This window comes from Photobacterium lutimaris, assembly GCF_003025555.1.
In the GTDB taxonomy this organism is placed as follows: Bacteria; Pseudomonadota; Gammaproteobacteria; order Enterobacterales; family Vibrionaceae; genus Photobacterium; species Photobacterium lutimaris.
In genome coordinates this window covers 102,944-124,976 of the sequence record NZ_PYMH01000001.1, presented here as the reverse complement: position 1 = coordinate 124,976, position 22,033 = coordinate 102,944, and the positions used below count along the sequence as shown (strand labels likewise).

Sequence of the window (22,033 nt, the reverse complement as noted above, 5' to 3'; positions counted from 1 at the left end):
TTTTTCTGTTACCAAACATGAACCAAGCAGGCAATAAAAAAACAACCGATATACACTAAAACTTATTACCACAACTTTTGTGCATGTTTAAGGAGGCATTATGAAACTCAATCGACTATTGGTTACCATTGCTCCTGAGCAACCTCTTAATGATTCCTTTCATCAGGCATTTTGGTTTGCTAATCAATGTTCTGCACAAGTCACCCTATTAACCGTGATTGAAGAGTTATGCGAGTTAAAGGAAGTGGCTGTGCATTCAAATACCGCGGTCAATATCATTGATGAAGCGGAGAAGTTTTTCCATAAGCAACTTCAGCATCATGTTGAAGTACTGCATATTCAATACCCCAACATTACCTTCAAAACCCTGGTTCGCATTGGTATTCCACACATAGAAATAGTCAAAGAAGCCAAAGCATCACAAGTCAGTATGGTGGTTATTGATTCCACAAGGGATGACAAGAAGTTGGCCTGCCAACGAGGTCGCAATACCTTAAACATCATCCGAAAATCGGAAATTCCTATCTGGTCAATCAGCTCTTATTCCAAACCGATAGATCACGTTGTAGCGGCTATAGACCTTAGCAATATTGAGTATCAGGACTTTAATACCAAACTCGTTGCGCTGGCGTTGGAGTATTGCGAAATAACCGGTGCCGATTTAACGCTATGTCATGCATGGCGACTCGACTCTGAAGGCTATCTGAGAAAGTGGAGTGGCTATGACGATAACGATATCGAGCAGCTCTCGCGGAAAATGAAAAATGAAAGGATCGAGCGACTGAAGTCTTTATTAACCCCTCACTCAAAGAGTACGGTTAATACCAAGATAGAAATCGTAGAAGGTGAAGCGCGGGAAGTACTACCTCTATATGCCTCTGCTAAAGGCGTCGATGTCGTCATTCTGGGCTCACTCTCACGTACCGGTATTGCCGGTTTCCTCATGGGCAACACCGCAGAGTCTATGATCAATCAGCTAAGTTGCTCGGTCTTGACGCTCAAGCCTGACTCCTTCAAATCGCCAGTGTAATACTGATAGATCGCAACAAACGAATAGCAAAAAGCCAGCACCTAGTGGTGCTGGCTTTTCAGTATAAATAGAGTATCAGATCTATATTAGCGCATGATCATCTGTTCGCGACCCGGGCCAACAGACACCATTTTCACCGGTATCCCCATTAGTTCTTCGATGCGCAGTACGTAATCTTGTGCCGCTTTTGGCAACTCTTCAAACTTACGGCAGTCAGTGATATCTTCGCTCCAACCTTCCATTTGCTCATAAACAGGCGCTAGAGAAGCCGTTTGCGGCCAAATTGGATTTTCGCTGTGGTCGCCATCGTAAGCAACACAAATTTTCAGATCGCTAAGGCCACTTAAGCAGTCGACCTTCGTCAGGGCAATTTCAGTCGCCGCCTGAAGTTCTACACCGTTTTTGGTCGCTACAGCATCAAAGTAACCCATGTCACGTGGACGACCCGTCGTCGCACCGAACTCACCCGCAGCTTCACGGAAAGCATCTTGCTCTTCCATCGCAGTGATCAGCGTACCGGTACCGACTGATGAGCTAAACGCTTTAGCGACAGCAATCACTCGCTCAGGGCGAAGGGCTGGCAGACCACTACCGATACCCGCATACATAGACACAACATTAGAAGATGTTGTCCATGGGTATTCGCCATACGTCAAGTCACGGCCAGCACCTAGCTGTGCTTCAAATAGCAGGTTCTGATCTTCAGCTTGTAGGGCTTTAAGCGGCAAGCTCACATTGCAAATCGCATCACGCCATGGCGCCGACACTTCTAGCAACCACTCAGTCATCTCTTGGGCGGTCTGACTAAACTCGAAGCTTGGGTATAGGGCTTTAAGCTGTGGCAATTTCCAATCCATCCAGAACTGGATGCGCTCGCACAGTACTTCAGGTTGCTTTAGCCAACCAACCAAAATACCTTTTTTCATAACACGGTCGCCGTAAGCAGGTGCTATGCCCTGACGGGTTGAACCGTAGGCTGCATCACCCAAGCGCACTTCTTCTAACGTATCTTCAAGAGCGTGGAGTGGAAGACACAAGGTAGCTCGGTCTGAGATACAAAGGTTAACGTTAACCCCTGCAGCTGCGACTTCTGCCAGCTCGGTAGTAAGAGGCTCAGGGCTGATAACCATACCAGGACCTAGCACCGCAAGACAGTCAGGGTTAAATACGCCGCTTGGTAGCTGGTGCAACTTGAACGTTCCCAAATCATTAACCACGGTGTGGCCAGCATTGTTACCACCTTGGAAACGAATACTCGCAGAAGCTTGCTCGGCAAGGAAATCAACGATTCGGCCCTTACCTTCATCACCCCAGTTAGCACCAACAACAACGATAGACGACATAATTAACTCTCCCAAACAATGATGCGATTATGCTAAGGCCACTCAGCCAATAAGAAAAATTAATAATCGTTATAACTCCGATAAGGATTTCATATGGGATTTTGTGACAAAGGGCGTAGAATACGGGTTATTCAGTGTTAGCGGTTCAACAAGCGAGTCTTTATGCTAGATCTCAACTGGCTTAATACCTTTGTCACTCTGGCTCAATTAGAGCATTTCGGTAAAACGGCGTCAGAACTTCACATGACCCAGCCCAATGTCAGCTTGCACATCAAGCAACTGGAGCAAGCCACCCGTATAAAACTGGTCGAGCGCAATCCCTTTCGCCTGACCCAAGCTGGCGAACGCCTGTTGCAAAGTGCTCAATCAACACTGCAAGAGCTGCAGGTGTGCCAGTCGGATCTCAATGCGATCAATGACTTGTCACAAGGTACATTATCCATAGCCGCCAGTGACATTATTTCCCGCCTACTGCTAATAAAGCCTTTCCAGTCATTCAAAGATGAATTTCCAGGAATTGATCTTTCACTGTTCAATACCACCTCTACCCAAGCCGCCGAACTGGTCAAAAGCGCAAAAGCGGATTTGGGATTTGTTATTGCCCAGAAAGAGAGCCAGCCTCTGCACTTTACTGAGCTCAGACAGGTACGCTGGTGTGCGCTTGGAGACGGGCTGGAGAAGTGGCAACAGCTCACCGAGCAGGGACAAGAGCCTGAAAAAGGGGCCGAGCCGACATTGATCTTACTGGGTCACGATACCCGAACCCGCGACTTGATCGATATGGCACTCCCGAGCTTGAAGTTACCCAAATACAGAATCATGGAAGTCGGCAGCGTCGACGCGCAGATCGATTGGGCCGAAGCTGGATTTGGCATCGCCATTGTCCCGGCATTTTCGCTACACCCAAAACTCAACTTAACTAGCACTATCACGCCACTACCTGATTTCCCAACCACCAGCTTGGGCTACATTGTGCGCCAGAACCAAGTGTTATCACGGGCGATCAAACAGCTATTGCAATGGGTGTGTGAGGAGATCACTAACTCACCCCATGGTAATCCTGCGAAATAGCTTTGTACTGCAGCTATCAAGTGATCCCATGTCGCCATTACGGCGACTTTATTATTACCAACCTGTAAAAGTCATTTAAGATTTAACGTTATTATCATTAAAAGTAAAACAATCCATAATCTCCCTATCGAAACAAAGCAATTTTCGCTGCGTATGAATATCAAAAAGGTAGAAGATGAATCGTTTAATTATATCGACAGTGCTTCTGGCATTTTCAACAGCAACCCTTGCCGACTTGAATATCAGCCGAAGCGAATCGGGTTCTTGGACCGAGGTTTCATATCAGAAAAATAATGAAATGAGCCCTTTACCGCATAGCCGCAGAGTTGAAGCCCGCGCTAAGAATATGAAAGTTAATCAACTCTATATACCGCAGTCACTGAAAGACGCTCGTAAGCAACAGAATAATCACTCTTTATCTGTATACGATATTTAAATCGCGAATTCTCCATTACACGTACTGCCCAGCAGTTTAATTTCCTTCTCTATACTTTAACCGTGTATTTACCTTCAGCACCTACGAGGAAAACAATGACCGATAAATTTATCAAATCAAAAGCCGCTGTTGCATGGGCCCCTGGACAACCTCTCACGATGGAAGAAGTGGATGTAATGCTCCCTCGTGCAGGAGAGGTGCTGGTACGCATCATCGCAACAGGCGTATGCCACACTGACGCCTTTACCCTCTCAGGCGATGATCCTGAGGGGATCTTCCCTGCCATTCTCGGTCATGAAGGTGGTGGTATTGTAGAAATGGTTGGTGAAGGTGTTACGAGTGTTGAAGTGGGCGATCATGTCATCCCTCTTTATACCCCTGAGTGTGGAGAATGTAAGTTCTGCCTATCAGGCAAAACCAACCTGTGCCAGAAGATTCGTGAGACACAAGGCAAGGGCTTGATGCCCGATGGAACAACCCGCTTTTATAAAGACGGTAAGCCCATCTATCACTATATGGGCTGCTCAACTTTTTCCGAATATACTGTATTGCCTGAAATCTCACTGGCTAAAGTGAATAAAGAAGCCCCACTAGAAGAGGTTTGCCTTCTAGGGTGCGGGATCACAACCGGTATGGGGGCTGTGTTAAATACCGCCAAAGTCCAACCCGGCGATACCGTTGCGGTGTTTGGTCTTGGGGGGATCGGCCTCTCTGCTATCATCGGAGCCAAGATGGCTGGCGCCAGCCGCATCATTGGCGTTGATTTCAATGAGAGTAAATATGAGTTGGCCACCAAGCTTGGTGCCACCGACTGTATTAACCCGCAGAAGTACGACAAACCCATTCAAGATGTCATCGTAGATCTAACCGATGGTGGGGTTGATTATTCCTTCGAGTGTATCGGTAATGTCAACGTCATGCGGTCGGCCCTTGAGTGCTGCCATAAAGGCTGGGGCGAATCGGTCATTATTGGGGTTGCTGGTGCCGGCCAAGAAATATCTACCCGTCCATTCCAATTGGTCACAGGTCGAGTATGGCGTGGTTCGGCTTTTGGTGGGGTAAAAGGCCGCTCTGAGTTACCCGAAATTGTCGAACGCTATATGGCTGGAGAATTTGCCTTGGACGACTTCATTACCCATACCATGGGACTGGAAGATGTGAACCATGCCTTTGATCTCATGCATGAAGGCAAGAGTATCCGTAGTGTTATCCACTACAACAAGTCTTAGTGAACAGCGGGACTCATTCGACCGAAGGGCGAACGCCTAAAATCAACGCATACAAAAAAGCCTCAGCATTTCTGCTGAGGCTTCGTTGTAGTGGCGGAGCGGACGGGACTCGAACCCGCGACCCCCGGCGTGACAGGCCGAACCCAACCAAACGGTGTCATCGTAGGCTAAATGGTGTTAACTGTTATAATCAGGTATATCAAAGAGTTATTTCAAGTTTAGCGTTCAACACCTCAATGACGATTAAAGCCATTTTTCACCATATTTATGGGTTCAATCACAAATATGGTCACAAGCACACGTATAATTATTGCACGATTATCATGCAATCTAGTTGGCTTTATGATCCGATTATTACCCCAAAGAGATAAGAAAAACTTATCGTTTGTTATCCATCCTTCCGCTCAAAATGCCTTCGATTTTTATCAGTCATTGAGTCATCAATTTGATCCTAGCCAATTAGATTCAGAACGATGCCAAGCATTTTTTCACAACGGACAAACCCTTCATGCCATCCGAAACAGCGCACCTGAATTCTATCTGTTTGCTGGATTTGAACATCGTTTTTTTGACATCAGTCAGACGATTTTTTCGCATTCCAACATACTCATTTATCCATCAGATTTTGACTCTAATGACATTGAAAAATTAGCATGGCGTGGCGTCCTATCCACTGTTTTTTCATCTATTCGCTCAGACTCTCTTGGTCAGTTATATGAGCAAATTAACGAGCATCTTCCCCGAAAGTTAATGCCTATTTTGTTCGGTAAAAACTATCTTTCTGAACCCAAGCTTGCCGAAATTAGTTCTACCACTCGATCAACGATTTCCAAGCAAAGAGAACGTCTTCAGAAACCGCAAATGACTAAAACTCCCAAAGTGACAATCTTTGAACAATTAATCAAAGGCGGCCAGGATGAATCATGCTCAGATTGAACAGAGCTTTGAGCGCAGAAATATCAAGCGTTGCCTATCACTGCTCTTTCCTATTAGTTTTGCCCCAGAAGCATTGGCATCACTAGGGGCAGAAATCATACGATTAGCGGCGATACTCCGACAGGAGTATAAATGCGAATTTGACGAACTCAAGTTCGTTGTCGCTGAAGCTCACCGACGAATGATTTCCCCTCCTTCAGCTCTCAAAGACGTTTTTTCCAGCATTAAGAAAGAGGAAACATTAGGCATACACTACCTACCAGCATTTCTCAGTTGTGAACTTCAACGAACATCCTATGACAAAGCCCGTTTTGAACAATACAAGGCCTTGACACTTATTGTATCCGTGCGCCTCCTTATGATGGGACGGCATGAGCCCGCAGTACAAAGAGTATGTGATGAAATTCGGCTATTTTCAGATGGTCGAAGAGAAAACCTTGCAGCCTGGCTACCCGATGTATTACGCCATAACTTTCCGAGTTTAATCCAAGAATTAGAACGACTTCGCACTGATACCGCCAATAATGATAAAACTAAGCAAGTAAATAATCAGTTAAGAAAATTTCATGTCTCCTACCGCGATAGCTACGAGTTCAAAGAAGGTATCACTCGCAATGTTTCTCCGAAAGAATTCAGAAAAAATGGAATCGTTAACTCAAGCTCCAAACAACAGTTGGATGATGGTGATGAAACTGTCATTGAGCTACGTGAGATATCCATCTCTTCCACGGAGAGTGATAGTTGGGAAAAAGAAGAAGGTGATTCAGGACAAACAAGAAAGCTCCGTGCAGTCACCTTCTCAGCCCTCACGTCTGCCAGCTATGCATCCCGAGCAATGCAAGCTAAGGCCATCAGTAACCGCTTGCTAAAAAAGAAATTATCTCTCTCATGCGACATTTACCAAGCAAGCCTATTCGAAATTAAAATTCTGCTCAAAGAATGTATTGCCTCACTGCACACAGAAGAGTGTGACACAGCCCAACTGCTTATATTCATGCTGATCTTTGGTAACCAATGTGATCAAATCAGAGCAATGAGAAACAAAAAGCATAAGCGTAAAATTGCTGGAGTCAAACGTGATCATACGCTACCTTCTCAAAAACAAAGAGATGAACTCACTCCCTTACTCAGAAAAGTTGATACCTCAATTATATTTCCAGTTCCCTCGCTTATTACAGAATCACTGCGCTCATTGAAATTCAAAAATGTCACTGATGCGGATATCAAAAATTATCTACAACACATCAACAAGAAACATGAAACCCACATTACCCAAACAAAAATATCCACTTTCATAAGCCATAAACTGAAACAAGAAGGCATTGATCCGGTTCTCATTGAATTGATTAAAGGATCTGCCCCCAGCGAACTTGCTGCACTGTCTTACACACAGTTGGAATCAAATAGCTTACTCGCCACCTATCAACGTTACCTCAATTTCTTATCGAAAATCAGTGCTTGCCAGGAACTAAGCCTTACAACTAACACATTAGGAAATAAAATAATCGGTACACCATTAGCCATAGATGACAAGTTGTTACATCAACTCTTTTCTGCACTTACTGAGCGACTAGAAATGCTTGATTCACCTGGTGAGCAAGGCTTCCCAGCAAGCTATCACAATTTAGTCACTGTCCACGTACAAATGATACTTGCACTATCCTCTGGCTATCGACCCGTTACCGGCTGGTTGGGAAAAATCACAGATATTAGCCTAGATACCGGACAATTCTGGATTTCAGATAAAGAAAACCGTCTCGGTGACGCCAGTCGTGTCATCGTTTTGCCACCAATTGCACTTGAGTATATCAAGCAATATACTGCGTTTCTTAACGCCGCAGCGTTCCATTTACGCAATACTGATACACCGCTATGTAAGCGATACCGAGAAGCGGCATCAGGCCAAGAGCACCTATTTTTCTATCGTTCAGAAAGCCACTGGGATGAAGTCTCGCCCAAAACTATGGCTCCAATATTTGACTCCATTTTCCCGCTTCCTCCTAACTGGCACCGCCACCATATTCGAACCTTGCTACATCAATCAAATATCCATTCAGAACTGATCGCGGCATGGATGGGACATGCAGATATCGGGGAAGCATCCTTTGCACAATACAGCAGCTTGAACTTTAACGAGTTATATAAGATAGCCGAAATCATCAACCATCATCTCAACCAAAACGGTATTAAGGTGGTGCAATATGGCTAATAACATCGGGGCCGATCATCGACATAAAGAACGTATTCGTCAAATTGAAAAGATCAAAACACTGGCTCGGCGAATATTCACCAAGGAATTTCCCAACCCAGATATAGTCCCAAGTAACACGCTTTTCCTGAAGAAGTGGGCAAGCATAACTACAACACTCGAAAAATCATTTGGTTCTATTCGTGATTACAGACTTGCTTTCAACCACCTTGTTCACCTCATCGAAAAGCATAGAAAGGTTAATGGGTGGAAGGTCAGTTCACCTACCTATCTTTTTACGCAAAAGGCGGAAAAGCAATTACGAACTAGAGAGTGGTTGCAGCAGGCATGGGCATTCCAATACGTTTATCAATCTTGGTTCAATACTTTAAATGAATCGCATCTCGATACACCAGAGAAGTGCTACCAAGCGCTAATGTTTTCCTTTATGTGCCAATCTGGTCACTGTAACATCCATTTGCTTGAAGCATTTTCAATGCTACTGGCAGAGCCAATAGACCTCTATCAATGCACAGGGCTACCTTTCGTCACTCTGACAGTTGATGCCAAAGGAGTTAATACCAATGTTCATGACCATGATGCCGCAATCACCCAATACATTTGCTACCTGTCCCCCTTTACCCTTGGACTCATTCGTCTATGGGTTAAACTTGACCATAAAAAATGGAAGCATCCTGCAGATCGTCAACAAATCTACCTGGCTATCATTACTAACCTCAGCGGGATCAGTGACAAATTTCCCAATACGCTGAAAAAATTAGCATCTTGTGCAATTTCCGTGACAGAGCAACTTCCCAACGCAAATCTAAGCCAGGCACTTATCGAATACTCAATTGGTAATACAAAATCATATTCGCTGCCGCCGAGCAATCTGGCTAGAGTCGAATTCACCCAAGTAAGTAACTGTGCTATTACTCACTTTTATGATTTCAGAAGCGTGATCGTACCCACATCATCAACATACAAGACAATCCCTACCTCGGCACCTTCAGACTTATTCTCGGTACTGGCCGATGTCGTAAAAAGAGAGAGCCCTAAATTAAAGCTATCACCTGACAAGGTTCGAGAGCGCTTAAACAAAATCGACACCACAACGCGCCCTTTCAATCAGCAGTTGTTAATAGAATGGTTATTAGTCAAGAGTCATACCTGCAAGGCATCCACCATCGCCACCTATCATTCTTCCTTGACCCGTCGCTGGCTATTTGCAACAGAAGGAAAAAGCCTCACAGACATGGATGCTGATGACTTTGAAAGCCTCTACCAATCCTTAATCGATGATGTTGCAACCCTCAAGGCTAAAACCTATCTTTCAGCTCGGTTAACTCAACTACACGGCTTTGGTGTCAACCGTTATGACTTACCGCCCCTGCTCAACCCTATAGAACCAGATTCTGATAAACGAAAACATACACGATCCGGCTTTATCGATGAGACGTTATTTTCAGCCCTATTACGACAGATTAACCAACTCTGTGATTTGAATCATGAAGAAAAAAACACCCTGCTGACTTTACTGATCATCGGCTACCGCTGCGGATTACGGTTGGGTGAGCTGATCAAACTCCGGCTTTGCGATATTGAAAATTCGGGTATCGGTTGGATTGAGATTCGCAATAACACGTTTGGAGACAATAAAACCGCATCAGCACTAAGAAAAGTACCTCTATTTCCAATGCTTCTTGATCATGAGTCGGAAATTGTTAATCAGCACCTTATGCTGAAACGTGCCAAAGCCAGTAGAAAAACCAATCTTGTTTTTACACTGGGTCAGGATAGCTACCTCCCCATAGATAAGTTTCTGATTTCCAACTTCACTAAACATGTGTTGAGAGAACTATCAGGATTATCGCACCTGGTATTCCACCACCTACGTCACAGTTGTTTAAGCCGTCTTCAAGTTATGGCGGAAATTGATCATGCACAAAAAATCATACCCAATGTTGTTCCTTATTCCTTGGTACATGAAAGCAAGATCAGCCACCTAATTTTTGGTTATTCACCCCGGAACCGTTACTACGCCCTAGCGGCTTTTGCCGGACACTCATCACCAGAAACCTGCTTCAATAACTACTTCCATTTTTCTGATTGGCTCATAGGATGGAAACTAAGCATGATCACATTACCAGTATCAAAGCAATTAGCGATGAGTATGAGCCTGTGCAGCAGACGGCATTTCCTGAACCTTAAAGCACAAAAAACAGTACTGTTTCCCGACAATTTCAGACCATATCTCACGACTAAACTCAAGCCCATAGCACTGATAAATTCAAACCAGCCACATGATGAAGTAGATACAGCTGACATCACTTCTGTACAGGATAAAAAGTATTCGCTCGAACTCTGCTATACCGTACTTGACCATATCCACAATGGTCTGGATATCCAAGAGATTGCATTCAAATTCCGTCTTGATAGCAACTTAATCGACCGATGGGTCGCAAACGCGACTTATATTCGACAACTACACACCCAAAACACTCACAGCCAACCGCGTCGGTTTTCCCTTGCCCGTCAAAACAAGCTGCTTCCAGGCATGTTGCAAAGCAGTGAAGAGCGAAGAATGGTGAGCAAATGGGTCATAAGCTTCCGGCAACACTACAAGGAACAACGAGATGAGATCAATTGGGCAATTTTGTATGCACTGAACCATACAAACATTAATCAGTCAGGGATTAACTTTAACCAACCAGGTGAACTCACCCGTTTTATCTCAGCTGTTGAGTTTGTTATTTCAAAGTGTTACTGGCGGGTTGTTGTTCATAACATAGAACAAAGTCCAATACGTCGTCAGTGGAAAGATGCCTATTCAGGTATTAGCTCACGTCGGGGTAAAAAGGGTTCATCTTTTGGTCGTATCGGCCAAGGCACCGTTCGACTTGAGCTACGCCATCCACATGAAAAGAAAATTCGCAATCAAGGAAAGCTCAAGAAGTTTTCTTCTCACGCATTAATATATCTATTCCACATGATGGGGATCATGATGTTTAAATCAGAACCTCCCGCCTGAAAATATTCGAGAAAAGCAGATAGCCAAAAAACACCTAAATACATCGAGGTGCTCTTTGGCTATCTGGCTCATTATTTATTTCTGGCTCAATCCATCAACTCAATCCCAAAGCTCTCGAGATCACTCCTAAGCAAAGCAGCCCACTCAGAAATATCACTCTTATTTCTGACCTTATTTGCCTGCTTTTGAACCCAGTTTATCATTGCAGCGACATTCTGATATTCATAACCCTCACCAATCAAAGCAACGAACTGATCGCCTAAAGCTGGGATCGAATAGTAGTTACAAAGGCAGTGTGCCACCCGCATAGCCTGTTGTGGTGTCAGTACAACTGAACGCGATACAGGATTTTTCATTTGCTGTCTCCTTCTAACTGACGATTTAGAAATGCTTCAAAAGCACTACCATCTCTGCGAGTTAAGTTCGGTACAAAGCGAGAGTAAACAGTAAAAAGCATATTAGTATTAGAGTGACCCAACTGTTTGGCTATCCATTCAGGAGCTTCACCTGCAGCCAACCACAAAGTCGCAGCAGTATGGCGAGTTTGGTACGGATTACGCCGTTCAATTTCAAGAAAATCAAGTAAAGGATACCAAATGCGCCGAGTCACATTGCGGTGTAATAACGGATTACCGTTGGCATTAGTGAATACAAATTTACTTTTACCGCTCATCAATTGCTTGTGACTCACTAAGGCGTCATACACCATCTGACACATATCTACAGAGCGATGGGATGTTTGAGTTTTAGCTGGACCCAGTTCACCGTTAACTAATGATTGAGTGATTAGAATCTGACGACGCTTGAAATCAATATTTCGCCAGGTTAAGCCATCAATCTCCCCCGTCCGCAGTCCTGCAAAAAAACGTACGGTATAATAAGCTTTGAAATCTTCCCTAACATTATTAATAATATTCATTGCTTCGTCTAAAGTGAATGGGTTTACATCTGACTTTGGGATCGGCAGCGGTTTAATATTTCGCCAAGGCGTTTCATAGCCATGTCTATCCGCCGCTTCATTAATAAGCATCCTTAATGGCGACATAATGTGATTAATTCTTGAAGCTGACAGCGATTTCCCTTTCACATTTTTCGCAACTAATTCCCCACGAAAGGCCATCAAGTCAGTCTTTTTAATGGTGTTGATTGGGCGTTTTCCAAAGGCAGGAATGAGGTAAATACGGAAGATATCTTCAACAGTTTTTTGCTGTGAAAGACGCCATTCAGCATTCTTTTCTTTTAACCAAATTTCTGAAAACTCCGCGAAGTGAAGCACCTCACCACTTGATAAAGCTAGCTCCATCAGCTCCATTGCCCGAAACTTCTCGGCTTTTTTGCTCTTCGGAAAGTGATTTTCGTAGCGGAATGTTTTTAAGTGCATTTCAGCTTCAATGCGCTTTAAGAATGATTCCGCGCGCTTTCGGTTTGCTTTAGTGTCATCTAAATTTGTCTGTTCCCGACAACGAATACCACGATAGCGAAAATCTAAATAAAGCTTTTTCCCTCGACCGTTAACTGTTCCCATGAAATCCTCCTTACATAGCCATAGGAATAATATCGACATAGCCATTCAGCATCTGATCTTCAACACGCTCCCAGATGAATAAGATCTTCCGACCGCCGAATGGGCGTATGTAGTGAACGCCTTCAATTAAAACCGCATCTTTCAATTGCTCACGAATAGTACGAGGATCGTATTTGATACGTGAAGCAAGTTCTTCTGTTGTCAGATAGGTATTAGCCATATTACAATCTCCTATACAACTTAATAACTCACAAAAAGACAAAATGTTCTTCTGTAGATTGAAATGTATCACAAAAATCACTCTTTGCAAGCCATTTTAATCTTCAGGAGGTCATTTTTTATCGGAGAAGAACATGATTAAGTGCAATCTCTCTCGTATTATGGGAGAGCGAAGACTAAAAATTGCCGATGTGGCTAGAGATACCGGTATCAATCGAGGCACAATCACACGTATCTATAATGAAACAGCGACACGCATAGAAATTGAAGCAATCGATAAGCTGTGTGAATATTTAGATATTGAAGTTGGAGAGCTTTATGAAAAGGGCAAGAATCAATCTGAGTAGTTGCTATGCTCAGTAGCTATCAATCAGAGCGACTTACAATCTATTAAATCCCCCCGCTTAACAACTCAAATTTTAAGCAGTAAAAAACAAAAAGCCACAGAGCTCAAGGCTCTGTGACTTTTTTGGATAATCCTTATCTATTTAACTGAAGCACATCTCCTGTAACCACATCTGCTCAATCTGGCCGAGCAACTAGGAAATGTATCTCAAGCTTGCAAAGTTATGGGATTATCCAGAGATACTTTCTATCGCTAAAAATCTGCTATCGATTATGGTGGGGTTGAAGCCCTTCTTGATAAGAACGTAAGCAATGGTATGGACACCGCCCACCTCAATAGCCCGATGCTCAACTAAAATTGGTTGAAGATAAGGTAAAAATGAAAACAAGGTGGGTTTTATGAGTAGTATCAATAGAGTTGGTGTTGATCTGGCAAAGAATATTTTCCATATTCACGCAGTTGATGAGCGGGATAAAATAGTCTGGCAGGGAAAATACAAGCGTGATACCTGGATTAAGGCCATTGCTAAACGTGTCCCACCTAGTGCTGTCATTGCTTTTGAAGCTTGCGCCTCAGCACATTTTTGGGCTAGAGAGTTAACTGCATTAGGATACCAAGTTAAGTTGATTGCTCCTCAGTATGTGAAACCATATGTAAAAACGAACAAGAACGATAAGGTGGATGCTGAGGCTATTTGCGAAGCCTCTGGGCGTCCACAAATGCGGTTTGTCAGGGTAAAAACGGTAGAGCAGCAAGATGATCAAGCGCTTCATCGTGTTCGTGAAGATCTAGTTCGCCAAAGAACGGCAAAAGTGAACCAGATACGAGGTCTTGTTGGTGAGTATGGCATCGTTGCTTCATGGGGGATCGGTAATCTACGTCAAGCAATTCCTTTTTGGTTAGAAGATGGTGAAAATGCCTTAACATGTGAGTTTCGCCACTTGCTTGCGCTTTTATATGAGGATCTAAGTTGTTTAGACGAACGCATTGAAACCTTAACAAATATGATAAAACAACGGATCTCATCCAAACCTGAAAGCAAACGACTCCTTGCAGTTACAGGGATAGGGCCATTGGTATGTAGTGCATTACTTTTAGAAATTGATGGAAAACAATTTAAGAACGGACGTGATTTTGCGGCGTCACTGGGTTTAACACCACGACAGCATAGCACAGGAGGCAAAGATACATTGCTGGGTATCAGTAAAAGAGGTGATGGTTATATAAGAAAGATACTCGTGCATGGTGCCAGATCTGCTTATCGGCACTCAAAGAAAAAGTCTGACTCTTTAAGTCTTTGGATACAGAGGCTTAGTGAGAAAAAACATGCGAATGTGGTCATCGTGGCCTTAGCAAATAAGCTGGCAAGGATCGCGTGGGCATTAGTGGCAAAAAATGAAACTTATGACGAAAAACTAGCTTCGGCGTAAATAGATCATTGATTAATTAAATGAATTGCAGAGTAAAGCTTGATGGATAACAGGTTGAACCGACACTAACAAACCCGACTTGGGGCGATGAGTAGAGTTTAAAGCTCGTGTAAGCGCTTGGGAGTTAATGTAGCAAATGAAGCCATTAAGGTCTGATGTAAATAACGACATCACTTATGAAGACCGAATACACGTAGGCAATCAAACCTTCATTTTCGTTAAATTTTTACTTGCAATAAGGGCTGTGTCCTACACGCCCCATAAACCGCGCATTCAAATAGGATGATGAGCCTTTTATGATCTTAATTCCGACACATGAGGAGACAAGATCATGGCCAATCGACGTAGCGACCAGGAATGGCTGGCAATATTTCGGCAATACGAAAACAGCTCCCTGACCCAAAGAGAGTTCTGCCGACAGAACAATCTCAGCCCTTCAACCTTCTTTGCTAAACGGCGTTCGCTGCAACTATCCAATGAAAGCCATCAAAGCGCGTTTGTTCGTGCAGAAGTGGTTGAGCAGACAACGCACTACCAGTTCACCAAACCCGCCCTGGCAAATATGACGCTCAGCATCAATGAAATCGAGCTAAGCATTCCGCAAGGTACACCTGTGGGGTATCTGGCAGAGCTTATTGGCGCTCTCCAGTCATGAAAGGGTTAATCAGTCCTCCTGCCATTTACCTGTACCGTGAGTTCGTTGACTTCCGCAAATCCATCAACGGCCTGGCAGCGCTGGTCGAGTCCGAAACCGATTTGTCTTTAGACTCAGGGGCGCTGTTCTTGTTTACCAACAAACAGCGCGACAAAATGAAGGTACTCTACTGGGATAACACAGGCTTCGCCCTTTGGTACAAGCGCCTGAAAAAAGACAAGTTTAAGTGGCCATCCAGGGAGAAACATCAGGTCTTTACCCTAAGCGGTGAGGAGTTCGAACGCCTGCTGTCTGGCTTTACGATTATCGGCCATAAACCCATGAAAATACACAGTTTTACAATGAGTTAGCCATCATAAAAGTCAGATATGCCGGGCAGTTACGAACCATTTTTAGTATAATGGATGCCATGAAAAGATGCCCGATATTAACCCTGACAGTCAAGATGTTGCCGAGCTTCAAGCGATGGTAAAAGCCCTGATGGCTGAAAAGGCATCTCTTCTTGAGCAGTTTAAACTGGCTATCGACCGCCAGTTCGCCAAACGTGCAGAAGCACTCAAGCCGTATGACGAAGCGCAGGGTGACCTGTTCAATGAGGTGGAATGCGAAGCGGTTGCCCCAGAGCAGGAGGAGGTGGTCACTACCACAACGACCAAAAAAGCGCGTGGTAAACGCAAGCCTCTTCCTAAAGACCTGCCACGTGAACGTATCGTTCTGGACTTGGCTGATGAAGAAAAAGTCTGCTCATGTTGCCAGCATCCGCTGCATAAAATCGGTGAAGATAGCAGTGAAAAGCTCGAGTTCACGCCCGCTGTATTAAAAGTACTAGAATATGTGTGCCCTAAGTACGGTTGTCGCCAGTGCGAGAGGGAAGCGGATAAAGTCAGCATTAGCCAAAAACCTGCCCCCGCCAGCCTAATCCCCAAGAGCTTCGCCACTGAAAGTCTGCTGGCCAACATCATCCTCGGTAAATACCAGTACGCGTTGCCACTGTACCGCCAGGAAAGCCTGTTTAAACAATCTGGTATTGAGTTATCCAGAACCACGATGGCACGTTGGGTGATGCAGGTCAGCGAGCACTTTACTCCGCTTTATCAGGCGCTACAAAAGCACCTGCTGGAACAAGTGGTGGTTCAGGCGGATGAAACGCCACTCAATGTACTGAAAGAAGATAAACAGTGTTATATGTGGGTCTACTGCTCGGGCGCAGACTCACCTGAAGCTGCATTAAAAAATGTCAAAAATATCGTCTTGTTCGACTATCAAAACGGTCGTTCGAGGGCGTGCCCTGTTGCCTTCCTTGGTGAATACAAGGGCTACTTACAAACGGATGGTTATAAAGCCTATGATGGACTGCCAAAGGTCAAGCACCTGGGCTGCCTGGCTCATGCCCGCCGTAAGTTCATGGATGCCAAGAAGCTGCAAGGTAAAGGCAAGACAGGAAAAGCAGATGTCGCCCTGGCGAAAATCCAAAAACTGTATGCGTTAGAAACGCGTCTGAAAGGTAATGCTGCCCAGGAGCGATTGACAGAGCGGCAGAAACTGGCGAAGCCAATGCTTGATGACCTGCATAAGTGGCTGACATCGCAGAAAGTGGTGGGCTCAAGCCAGTTGGGTAAGGCAATTAAATATACGACTGGTCAGTGGCCTAAGCTGGTTCGGTATGTGGAAGATGGTCACTTATCTATCGACAATAATCGAGCGGAACGTGCAATCAAATCCATGGTTATCGGGCGAAAGAACTGGCTCTTCGCCGATACGCCTAAGGGTGCGGATGCCAATGCAATGCTCTACAGCATCATCGAAACGGCCAAAGCCAATGATCTTATCCTTTACGATTACCTCGTCCAGTGTATGAAAGAGATGGCCAAGCCTGATCCAGATATCGAATCACTTCTTCCCTGGAACTTCTCACATTATGATCCGCCCCAACAGTTTTGGACACCGCGTTAAGTGAGTACAATCACTAACGAGGTGAATTATGACAAACAAGAAAAAACGAACAATGCATACCCCTGAATTCAAAGCTGAAGCCCTCAAGCTAGCTGAAACAGTTGGGGTGACCACAGCAGCCAAGCAGTTATCTCTTCACGAATCTCAGCTCTACAATTGGCGTAAGGCGGTTCGACAGACAAGCAGCGTCAGTGATCGTGAAAAAGAACTGGCAGCTGAAAATGCAAAATTAAAGCGGCTTCTAGCCGAACAGGCGGAGGAGCTAGATATCGTAAAAAAAGCCGCCACCTACTTCGCCAAGAATCTAAAGTAGAGCGTTACGAATTCATCCTTGAGCACTTGCTGTACTTCAGTGTTACGCGTTTGACAGCGGTGCTCCAGGTCTCGCGAAGTGGGTTTTATTATTGGCTTAAGCATCGGCACAACACGCCACCACGTATGGTTGTCCAACAAGAACTCGACTCGAAGGTTCACGACGCTTTCAACGAGAGTAAGGAGCGTGATGGTTCAAGGCGCATTCAAAAAGAGCTGGCAGAGAATGGCGATACGCACAATATTAAGACGATTGCTGCAAGCATGAAGCGTCAAAATTTGGTACCAAAGGCTGCGCGTAAATTTAAGAGCACGACAGATAGCAAACATACGATGCCAGTCGCGCCTAACTTACTTGCGCAAGATTTCAGTGCTGATGCGCCGAATCAGAAGTGGGCTGGAGATATCACCTATCTGGCAACCAGCGAGGGTTGGTTGTACCTTGCTGTGATCATTGACCTGTACTCAAGGCAAGTGATTGGCTGGTCAATGGATACTCGAATGACAGCAAGCTTAGTTTGTGATGCGTTATCGATGGCTCTCTTCCGCAGGGGCTTCCCTGAGAATGTAATCGTCCACAGTGATCGTGGTAGTCAATACTGCTCGCAAGATTATCGCGACATCATAACTTCATGTCAGTTAAGACAAAGCATGAGTCGTAAAGGGAACTGTTGGGACAATGCCTGCGTTGAAAGCTTTTTCCATTCACTGAAAGTAGAGGCGATCCAATACGAACCGATCATGACGCGTGACGTAATGCGACGAACTGTTTTTGAATATATTGAGGTTGATTATAATCGAACAAGAAGGCACAGTGCTCTTGGGTATTTAAGCCCAGCTAACTTTGAACTTAAACATATCGCTTAGCAGAGTGTCCAATTTTACTGGTGCAGATCATTAATATTGCGCCCGTGGGATCATGGGGCGCATACATAAGAACAGACGTAAACCAAATCATAAAAACCGAGTGGACGAAGTCGTCGGAAAAGCCGTCTTAGATTACTCACTTGAAGAACTCACTCACGGCCAGACTAGAACTAGCAATGAACTTCGTAAACAAACTATTTTTGTGTCACCTAGCGGTGTTCGTAGCATTTGGTTAAGGCACGGTCTTGCCAATATGAACCAACGCCTCTTAGCTCTGGAACGCAAAGTCGCTAAGGAAGGCATCATCCTAACCGAGTCTCAAGTCGCAGCCCTTGAGAAGAAAAAGGATGATGAGGAAGCCTGCGGTGAGATAGAAACCGTCCATCCAGGTCATTATGATTGCTTCTGAATGGTTAATATCGAAAAAACGTGTCCGTTAAGAAAAGTGAATTTACCTGCGTATGTAGCACCCTTCCTTAGTAATTTGTTTAGATCCTGCAACAAAGTCAGTCGGAAAATATTGGAAGTGAAATCCAAGTAATCGATACTGACGGCATCAAAACCAAAATAATGGCCAGTTGAAGGGTATGCCGCTTTAAAAAAGCTCTCCTTGATTGAGAATATAAGTGAAACCATTATTTCATTAGATATATAGTCTATATCAAGTAGTCCACTCTCGTGACCAAAAAGAACCTGTTCCTTAATACCATTCACCATCTCTGCAGAAAGTATTTTCTCTATGTCAATGCCAATACCAAATATAGTTGTTTTAAACGCAACTGCAGCAACTGCAATATTGTGACTATGTGATATCGAGCCAGCAACGTGTTCTGGCCATAACGGACACCGATGCTCATCAGCAGACACTGTGTAGTTTTTAACTCCAATTTCTTGCAACGCTTTGCTTGCACAGTAGCGTCCAGTTAAAAACTCGGCTTTCCGTTTATCAACAGCATTATTTAAACGATGAGGGAAATGTACTCCAAGTCGTTTAAACATTGAATCACAATATGAGTCCTTATTAAATTCGCTCAGATATATGATCGCATCACTTGTAGCAAACTTTCTAAAACGCTGCGTATTTAAAATAAATGGTTTTGTACCTAATATCATCATTTTATTTGCCGAGCTTAATTATAAAGTAGGAATTGCACGCTAGTATCCGGTCGGCTGCGAGCTAACATTGAATCCTTGATCACTAGATACAAAGCATGCCAACACGTTTTATGAACATAGCAACCTTCTACCACCTCAACGCTATTTCCGCCATCTCTGACACGAATTCATCGGAATCTTGCAGAGCATCTCGAACAATGTCTAACGCTCCATGAATACGTATTTGAGCCAAACTTCTAACTGCTTCCCAACGATGAGCTGCGATATCACTCTCTCTGAATATCCGATCCAATTTATGAACAACTTCCTTCTTTGGGAAACTCTGAAAAGATCTAATGACTTTCCAACGCAGAATTTCTGAATCAAAACTGAGGTCAAACGTTGACAACATGTCATCTAAAGCCCGATAATCCTTTGAATAAAAGGTAATAAAGCCAATAGCATCCACAACTTCTAATAATACTTTTGGCTCACTGCTAACCAGCAGCGCCTGAAGATGAGGTAGCGCAGGCGTTTTCATCCTGATAATTGTTCTTATAATGATATCTCTGGGTAGTGGATAACTTTTTTTTCTAAAAATACCATCAGGTAATCTGTGATGTTGATTCTTACCTACTTTCCCAATATAGCTTACAAGCTCGGGAATGCTCCCCGAGCCCAATTCTACGATTGCATCAGAAATTGCGATTTTGCTATAAAGTGATTTTTCTTTGCTCAATCTTTCACATAGTATGGGTGTAGCTTGTTGCCATTTTCGCTCTCCTAAGATTGTGGCGGCAACACTTCTTTTCTGCGGATCTTTATCATTGATAAGTAACACCAACTGATTACTGAACAAACTTTGATGGTATTTAATGTAACTCGCGTCGATTTCGCCTCGCTTCTTTCTTGCTTCAGAAATCATACTTTATCTCTTCTTCGTGTAATCATAAAATCCTTTACCAGACTTGATTCCCAAATTGCCTTCAGAAACAAATTCATTCAAGTAATCTGCATTCTTAAGAGCTTCACTATCATTCCGCTCTTCCCCCCAATACTGGCAAATATCACGAAGCGTATCAAGACCGATGTAATCCATTATACCGAAAGGTCCCATAGGCATTTTCATGGCAGCTCTCCAGGATTTATCAATCTCTCCCACACTGGCCACGCCTTCTCTTGCCAACTTAATCGCGGTATTATTGAGAGAGCTTAGAAGGGCTGTGAATATATATCCGGCTGATTCTTTGCTCATTACGATAGGAATCTGTTTAATCTTAATTACAAACTGTTTAATGACTTTCAATGTCTCTGGGTCCGTCTGGGGATGCGGCATGATATCGACGAAATTCATTTCCCATACATAAGTATGAAAGTGAACTGCAATAAAGCGTCCAGGGGTGTTGAATACGCTTGCTATTTTAGATGGTACAATGGCTGATGTATTTGTGCAGAAAATGGTTTTCTCGGGACAGATAGATTCAAGCTGCTTGAAAAGCTTGCGCTTTATTTCCAAGTCCTCAACAACGCATTCGATTAGTATATCGGAATCTGAGGTAGCTTCGATTAGATCGGTTGTGAAATTAATTCTTTGTACTATCTCATTAATCTGATTCTGCTCAATAATTTTTAAGTGAACCAATCGTAAGCAAAAGGCTTGGATGCTGCTTTTTGCCTTACCTAGCCCTTCCTTTTTTCTGCTGAAAAGCGAAACGTTAAATCCGTTTACAGCGCATTGTAAAGCGATTTGCTGTCCCATATGGCCTGCACCAATACAAGTAATATTTCCTAACATTCTTCCCTCTCCTAATTCTAGGTAGACTGTTATTTTTCTGCTTTGATCACAGATCACAGTCCCATTGTTCATTCCTGAATTCTACCTGTTCGATACGATAGTTTAATGACCGCCAGCAAGCCTGAGGCTTATTTGATTACGCAATTCAAGGGCTAAAAGGCGCCACTATATACCTAACTTCAGTTAATCTCGTTGCTCATCGTCTTGTTCTTCTTTCCGTATACCTTTTATAACCTCATATTCATCCTAGCCAACTGTTGAAACAAAGTACCCTCGAGCCAAAGCCATTCTCCTTTAAAATTTCTATGCCTACCTCGGAGATTCTTTGCAATTAAAATTGCACTCTTCCCTTTTGAGTAACCTACAACATTTGTTATCAAATACTTTACAAGTCGTACCTAGATGCTTTCTTATTGTACCATAGAGCAATTTCCCCTTCTTAGGGATAATCCCAACCTGTATGGGCCAAACCTATCGGTATGCGAGTCACCCCAGCGAAGCTGGGGTTTATCAATGGATAATACAAACGCGTTCAGAATCTCGAGTTGCAATAATAATCACACCCATAAAGC

20 protein-coding genes and 3 pseudogenes are annotated in these 22,033 nt (G+C 43.8%); 15 read left to right on the top strand and 8 right to left on the bottom strand.

The features are described 5' to 3' along the window. Positions 1-100 precede the first annotated feature (100 nt). Positions 101-1,030 carry a universal stress protein gene (locus C9I99_RS00340; RefSeq protein ID WP_107346862.1) on the top strand — a complete coding sequence of 310 codons (930 nt, stop codon included), beginning with the start codon at positions 101-103 and terminating at the stop codon, positions 1,028-1,030. An 86-nt stretch (positions 1,031-1,116) separates the two neighbouring features. Here the strand turns inward: C9I99_RS00340 and C9I99_RS00335 are convergent, their stop codons facing one another. Then, positions 1,117-2,373: an adenylosuccinate synthetase gene (locus C9I99_RS00335; protein WP_107346861.1), complete on the bottom strand. Its 1,257-nt coding sequence runs from the start codon at positions 2,371-2,373 to the stop codon at positions 1,117-1,119. A gap of 162 nt (positions 2,374-2,535) precedes the next feature. Here C9I99_RS00335 and C9I99_RS00330 point away from each other — a divergent pair, with 162 nt between their 5' ends. The 6 genes from C9I99_RS00330 to C9I99_RS00305 all read left to right on the top strand — a co-directional run bounded on the left by C9I99_RS00330 (position 2,536) and on the right by C9I99_RS00305 (position 11,264). Next, complete coding sequence (locus C9I99_RS00330; protein ID WP_107346860.1) at positions 2,536-3,444, top strand: LysR family transcriptional regulator; 909 nt, start codon at positions 2,536-2,538, stop codon at positions 3,442-3,444. 175 nt (positions 3,445-3,619) lie between these two features. Next, positions 3,620-3,880: a hypothetical protein gene (locus tag C9I99_RS00325; protein ID WP_107346859.1), complete on the top strand. Its 261-nt coding sequence runs from the start codon at positions 3,620-3,622 to the stop codon at positions 3,878-3,880. Positions 3,881-3,975: 95 nt separating this feature from the next. Next, a complete protein-coding gene (locus tag C9I99_RS00320; protein ID WP_107346858.1) occupies positions 3,976-5,109 on the top strand; it encodes an S-(hydroxymethyl)glutathione dehydrogenase/class III alcohol dehydrogenase in 1,134 nt (377 codons plus the stop codon). 342 nt (positions 5,110-5,451) lie between these two features. Continuing rightward, the gene (locus C9I99_RS00315; RefSeq protein WP_107346857.1) at positions 5,452-6,045 is read left to right on the top strand and encodes a hypothetical protein; all 594 of its coding nucleotides are present in this window, start codon (positions 5,452-5,454) and stop codon (positions 6,043-6,045) included. Beyond that, positions 6,026-8,254 (top strand): hypothetical protein, encoded by a 2,229-nt coding sequence (locus tag C9I99_RS00310; RefSeq protein WP_107346856.1) that lies wholly within the window; start codon positions 6,026-6,028, stop codon positions 8,252-8,254. The genes C9I99_RS00315 and C9I99_RS00310 overlap by 20 nt, the downstream gene beginning before the upstream one ends. Further along, a complete protein-coding gene (locus C9I99_RS00305) occupies positions 8,247-11,264 on the top strand; it encodes a tyrosine-type recombinase/integrase (protein WP_107346855.1) in 3,018 nt (1,005 codons plus the stop codon). Before C9I99_RS00310 ends, C9I99_RS00305 begins: the two co-directional genes overlap by 8 nt. A gap of 86 nt (positions 11,265-11,350) precedes the next feature. Here C9I99_RS00305 and C9I99_RS00300 read toward each other — a convergent pair whose 3' ends face one another. Genes C9I99_RS00300 through C9I99_RS00290 form a run of 3 tightly spaced genes read right to left on the bottom strand, consistent with a single transcriptional unit; the run spans position 11,351 to position 13,009 of the window. Next, a complete protein-coding gene (locus C9I99_RS00300) occupies positions 11,351-11,620 on the bottom strand; it encodes a hypothetical protein (RefSeq protein ID WP_107346854.1) in 270 nt (89 codons plus the stop codon). Next, positions 11,617-12,789, bottom strand: a complete 1,173-nt coding sequence (locus tag C9I99_RS00295) for a site-specific integrase (protein WP_107346853.1) — start codon at positions 12,787-12,789, stop codon at positions 11,617-11,619. The genes C9I99_RS00300 and C9I99_RS00295 overlap by 4 nt, the downstream gene beginning before the upstream one ends. 10 nt (positions 12,790-12,799) lie before the next feature. Further along, a complete protein-coding gene (locus C9I99_RS00290) occupies positions 12,800-13,009 on the bottom strand; it encodes a hypothetical protein (protein ID WP_107346852.1) in 210 nt (69 codons plus the stop codon). A 133-nt stretch (positions 13,010-13,142) separates the two neighbouring features. On the opposite strand from C9I99_RS00290, the gene C9I99_RS00285 reads away from it, so the two are divergent. The 8 genes and pseudogenes from C9I99_RS00285 to C9I99_RS27370 form a co-directional block, all read left to right on the top strand. Beyond that, complete coding sequence (locus tag C9I99_RS00285) at positions 13,143-13,355, top strand: helix-turn-helix domain-containing protein (protein ID WP_107346851.1); 213 nt, start codon at positions 13,143-13,145, stop codon at positions 13,353-13,355. Positions 13,356-13,526: 171 nt separating this feature from the next. Beyond that, positions 13,527-13,607: pseudogene (locus C9I99_RS00280) on the top strand (helix-turn-helix domain-containing protein); the annotation flags it as partial. Positions 13,608-13,752: 145 nt separating this feature from the next. Beyond that, positions 13,753-14,784: an IS110 family RNA-guided transposase gene (locus C9I99_RS00275; RefSeq protein ID WP_107346850.1), complete on the top strand. Its 1,032-nt coding sequence runs from the start codon at positions 13,753-13,755 to the stop codon at positions 14,782-14,784. A 331-nt stretch (positions 14,785-15,115) separates the two neighbouring features. Then, complete coding sequence (gene tnpA / locus C9I99_RS00270) at positions 15,116-15,439, top strand: IS66 family insertion sequence element accessory protein TnpA (protein WP_107346849.1); 324 nt, start codon at positions 15,116-15,118, stop codon at positions 15,437-15,439. Continuing rightward, entirely contained in the window at positions 15,436-15,789 is a 354-nt protein-coding gene (tnpB, locus tag C9I99_RS00265; protein ID WP_107346848.1) for an IS66 family insertion sequence element accessory protein TnpB, read from the top strand. Before tnpA ends, tnpB begins: the two co-directional genes overlap by 4 nt. 67 nt (positions 15,790-15,856) lie before the next feature. Further along, positions 15,857-17,392 carry an IS66 family transposase gene (gene tnpC / locus C9I99_RS00260; RefSeq protein ID WP_107346847.1) on the top strand — a complete coding sequence of 512 codons (1,536 nt, stop codon included), beginning with the start codon at positions 15,857-15,859 and terminating at the stop codon, positions 17,390-17,392. A 28-nt stretch (positions 17,393-17,420) separates the two neighbouring features. Next, a protein-coding gene (locus C9I99_RS00255) for an IS3 family transposase (RefSeq protein ID WP_107346846.1) occupies positions 17,421-18,571 on the top strand; the annotation gives its coding sequence in 2 pieces (ribosomal slippage) (positions 17,421-17,673 and positions 17,673-18,571; 1,152 coding nt in all). Positions 18,572-18,632: 61 nt separating this feature from the next. Then, a pseudogene (locus C9I99_RS27370) lies at positions 18,633-18,965 on the top strand (IS481 family transposase); the annotation flags it as partial. Here the strand turns inward: C9I99_RS27370 and C9I99_RS00245 are convergent. From C9I99_RS00245 to C9I99_RS00230, 4 genes and pseudogenes are all read right to left on the bottom strand, one after another. Continuing rightward, entirely contained in the window at positions 18,965-19,687 is a 723-nt protein-coding gene (locus C9I99_RS00245) for a 4'-phosphopantetheinyl transferase family protein (protein WP_107346845.1), read from the bottom strand. The pseudogene C9I99_RS27370 and the gene C9I99_RS00245 sit on opposite strands and share 1 nt — an antisense overlap. A 127-nt stretch (positions 19,688-19,814) precedes the next feature. Beyond that, the gene (locus C9I99_RS00240; protein WP_107346844.1) at positions 19,815-20,591 is read right to left on the bottom strand and encodes a HEAT repeat domain-containing protein; all 777 of its coding nucleotides are present in this window, start codon (positions 20,589-20,591) and stop codon (positions 19,815-19,817) included. Positions 20,592-20,594: 3 nt separating this feature from the next. Beyond that, positions 20,595-21,461, bottom strand: a complete 867-nt coding sequence (locus tag C9I99_RS00235; protein WP_166645332.1) for a 3-hydroxyacyl-CoA dehydrogenase — start codon at positions 21,459-21,461, stop codon at positions 20,595-20,597. Between the two features lie 183 nt (positions 21,462-21,644). Then, a pseudogene (locus C9I99_RS00230) lies at positions 21,645-21,923 on the bottom strand (transposase). Positions 21,924-22,033: the final 110 nt, after the last annotated feature.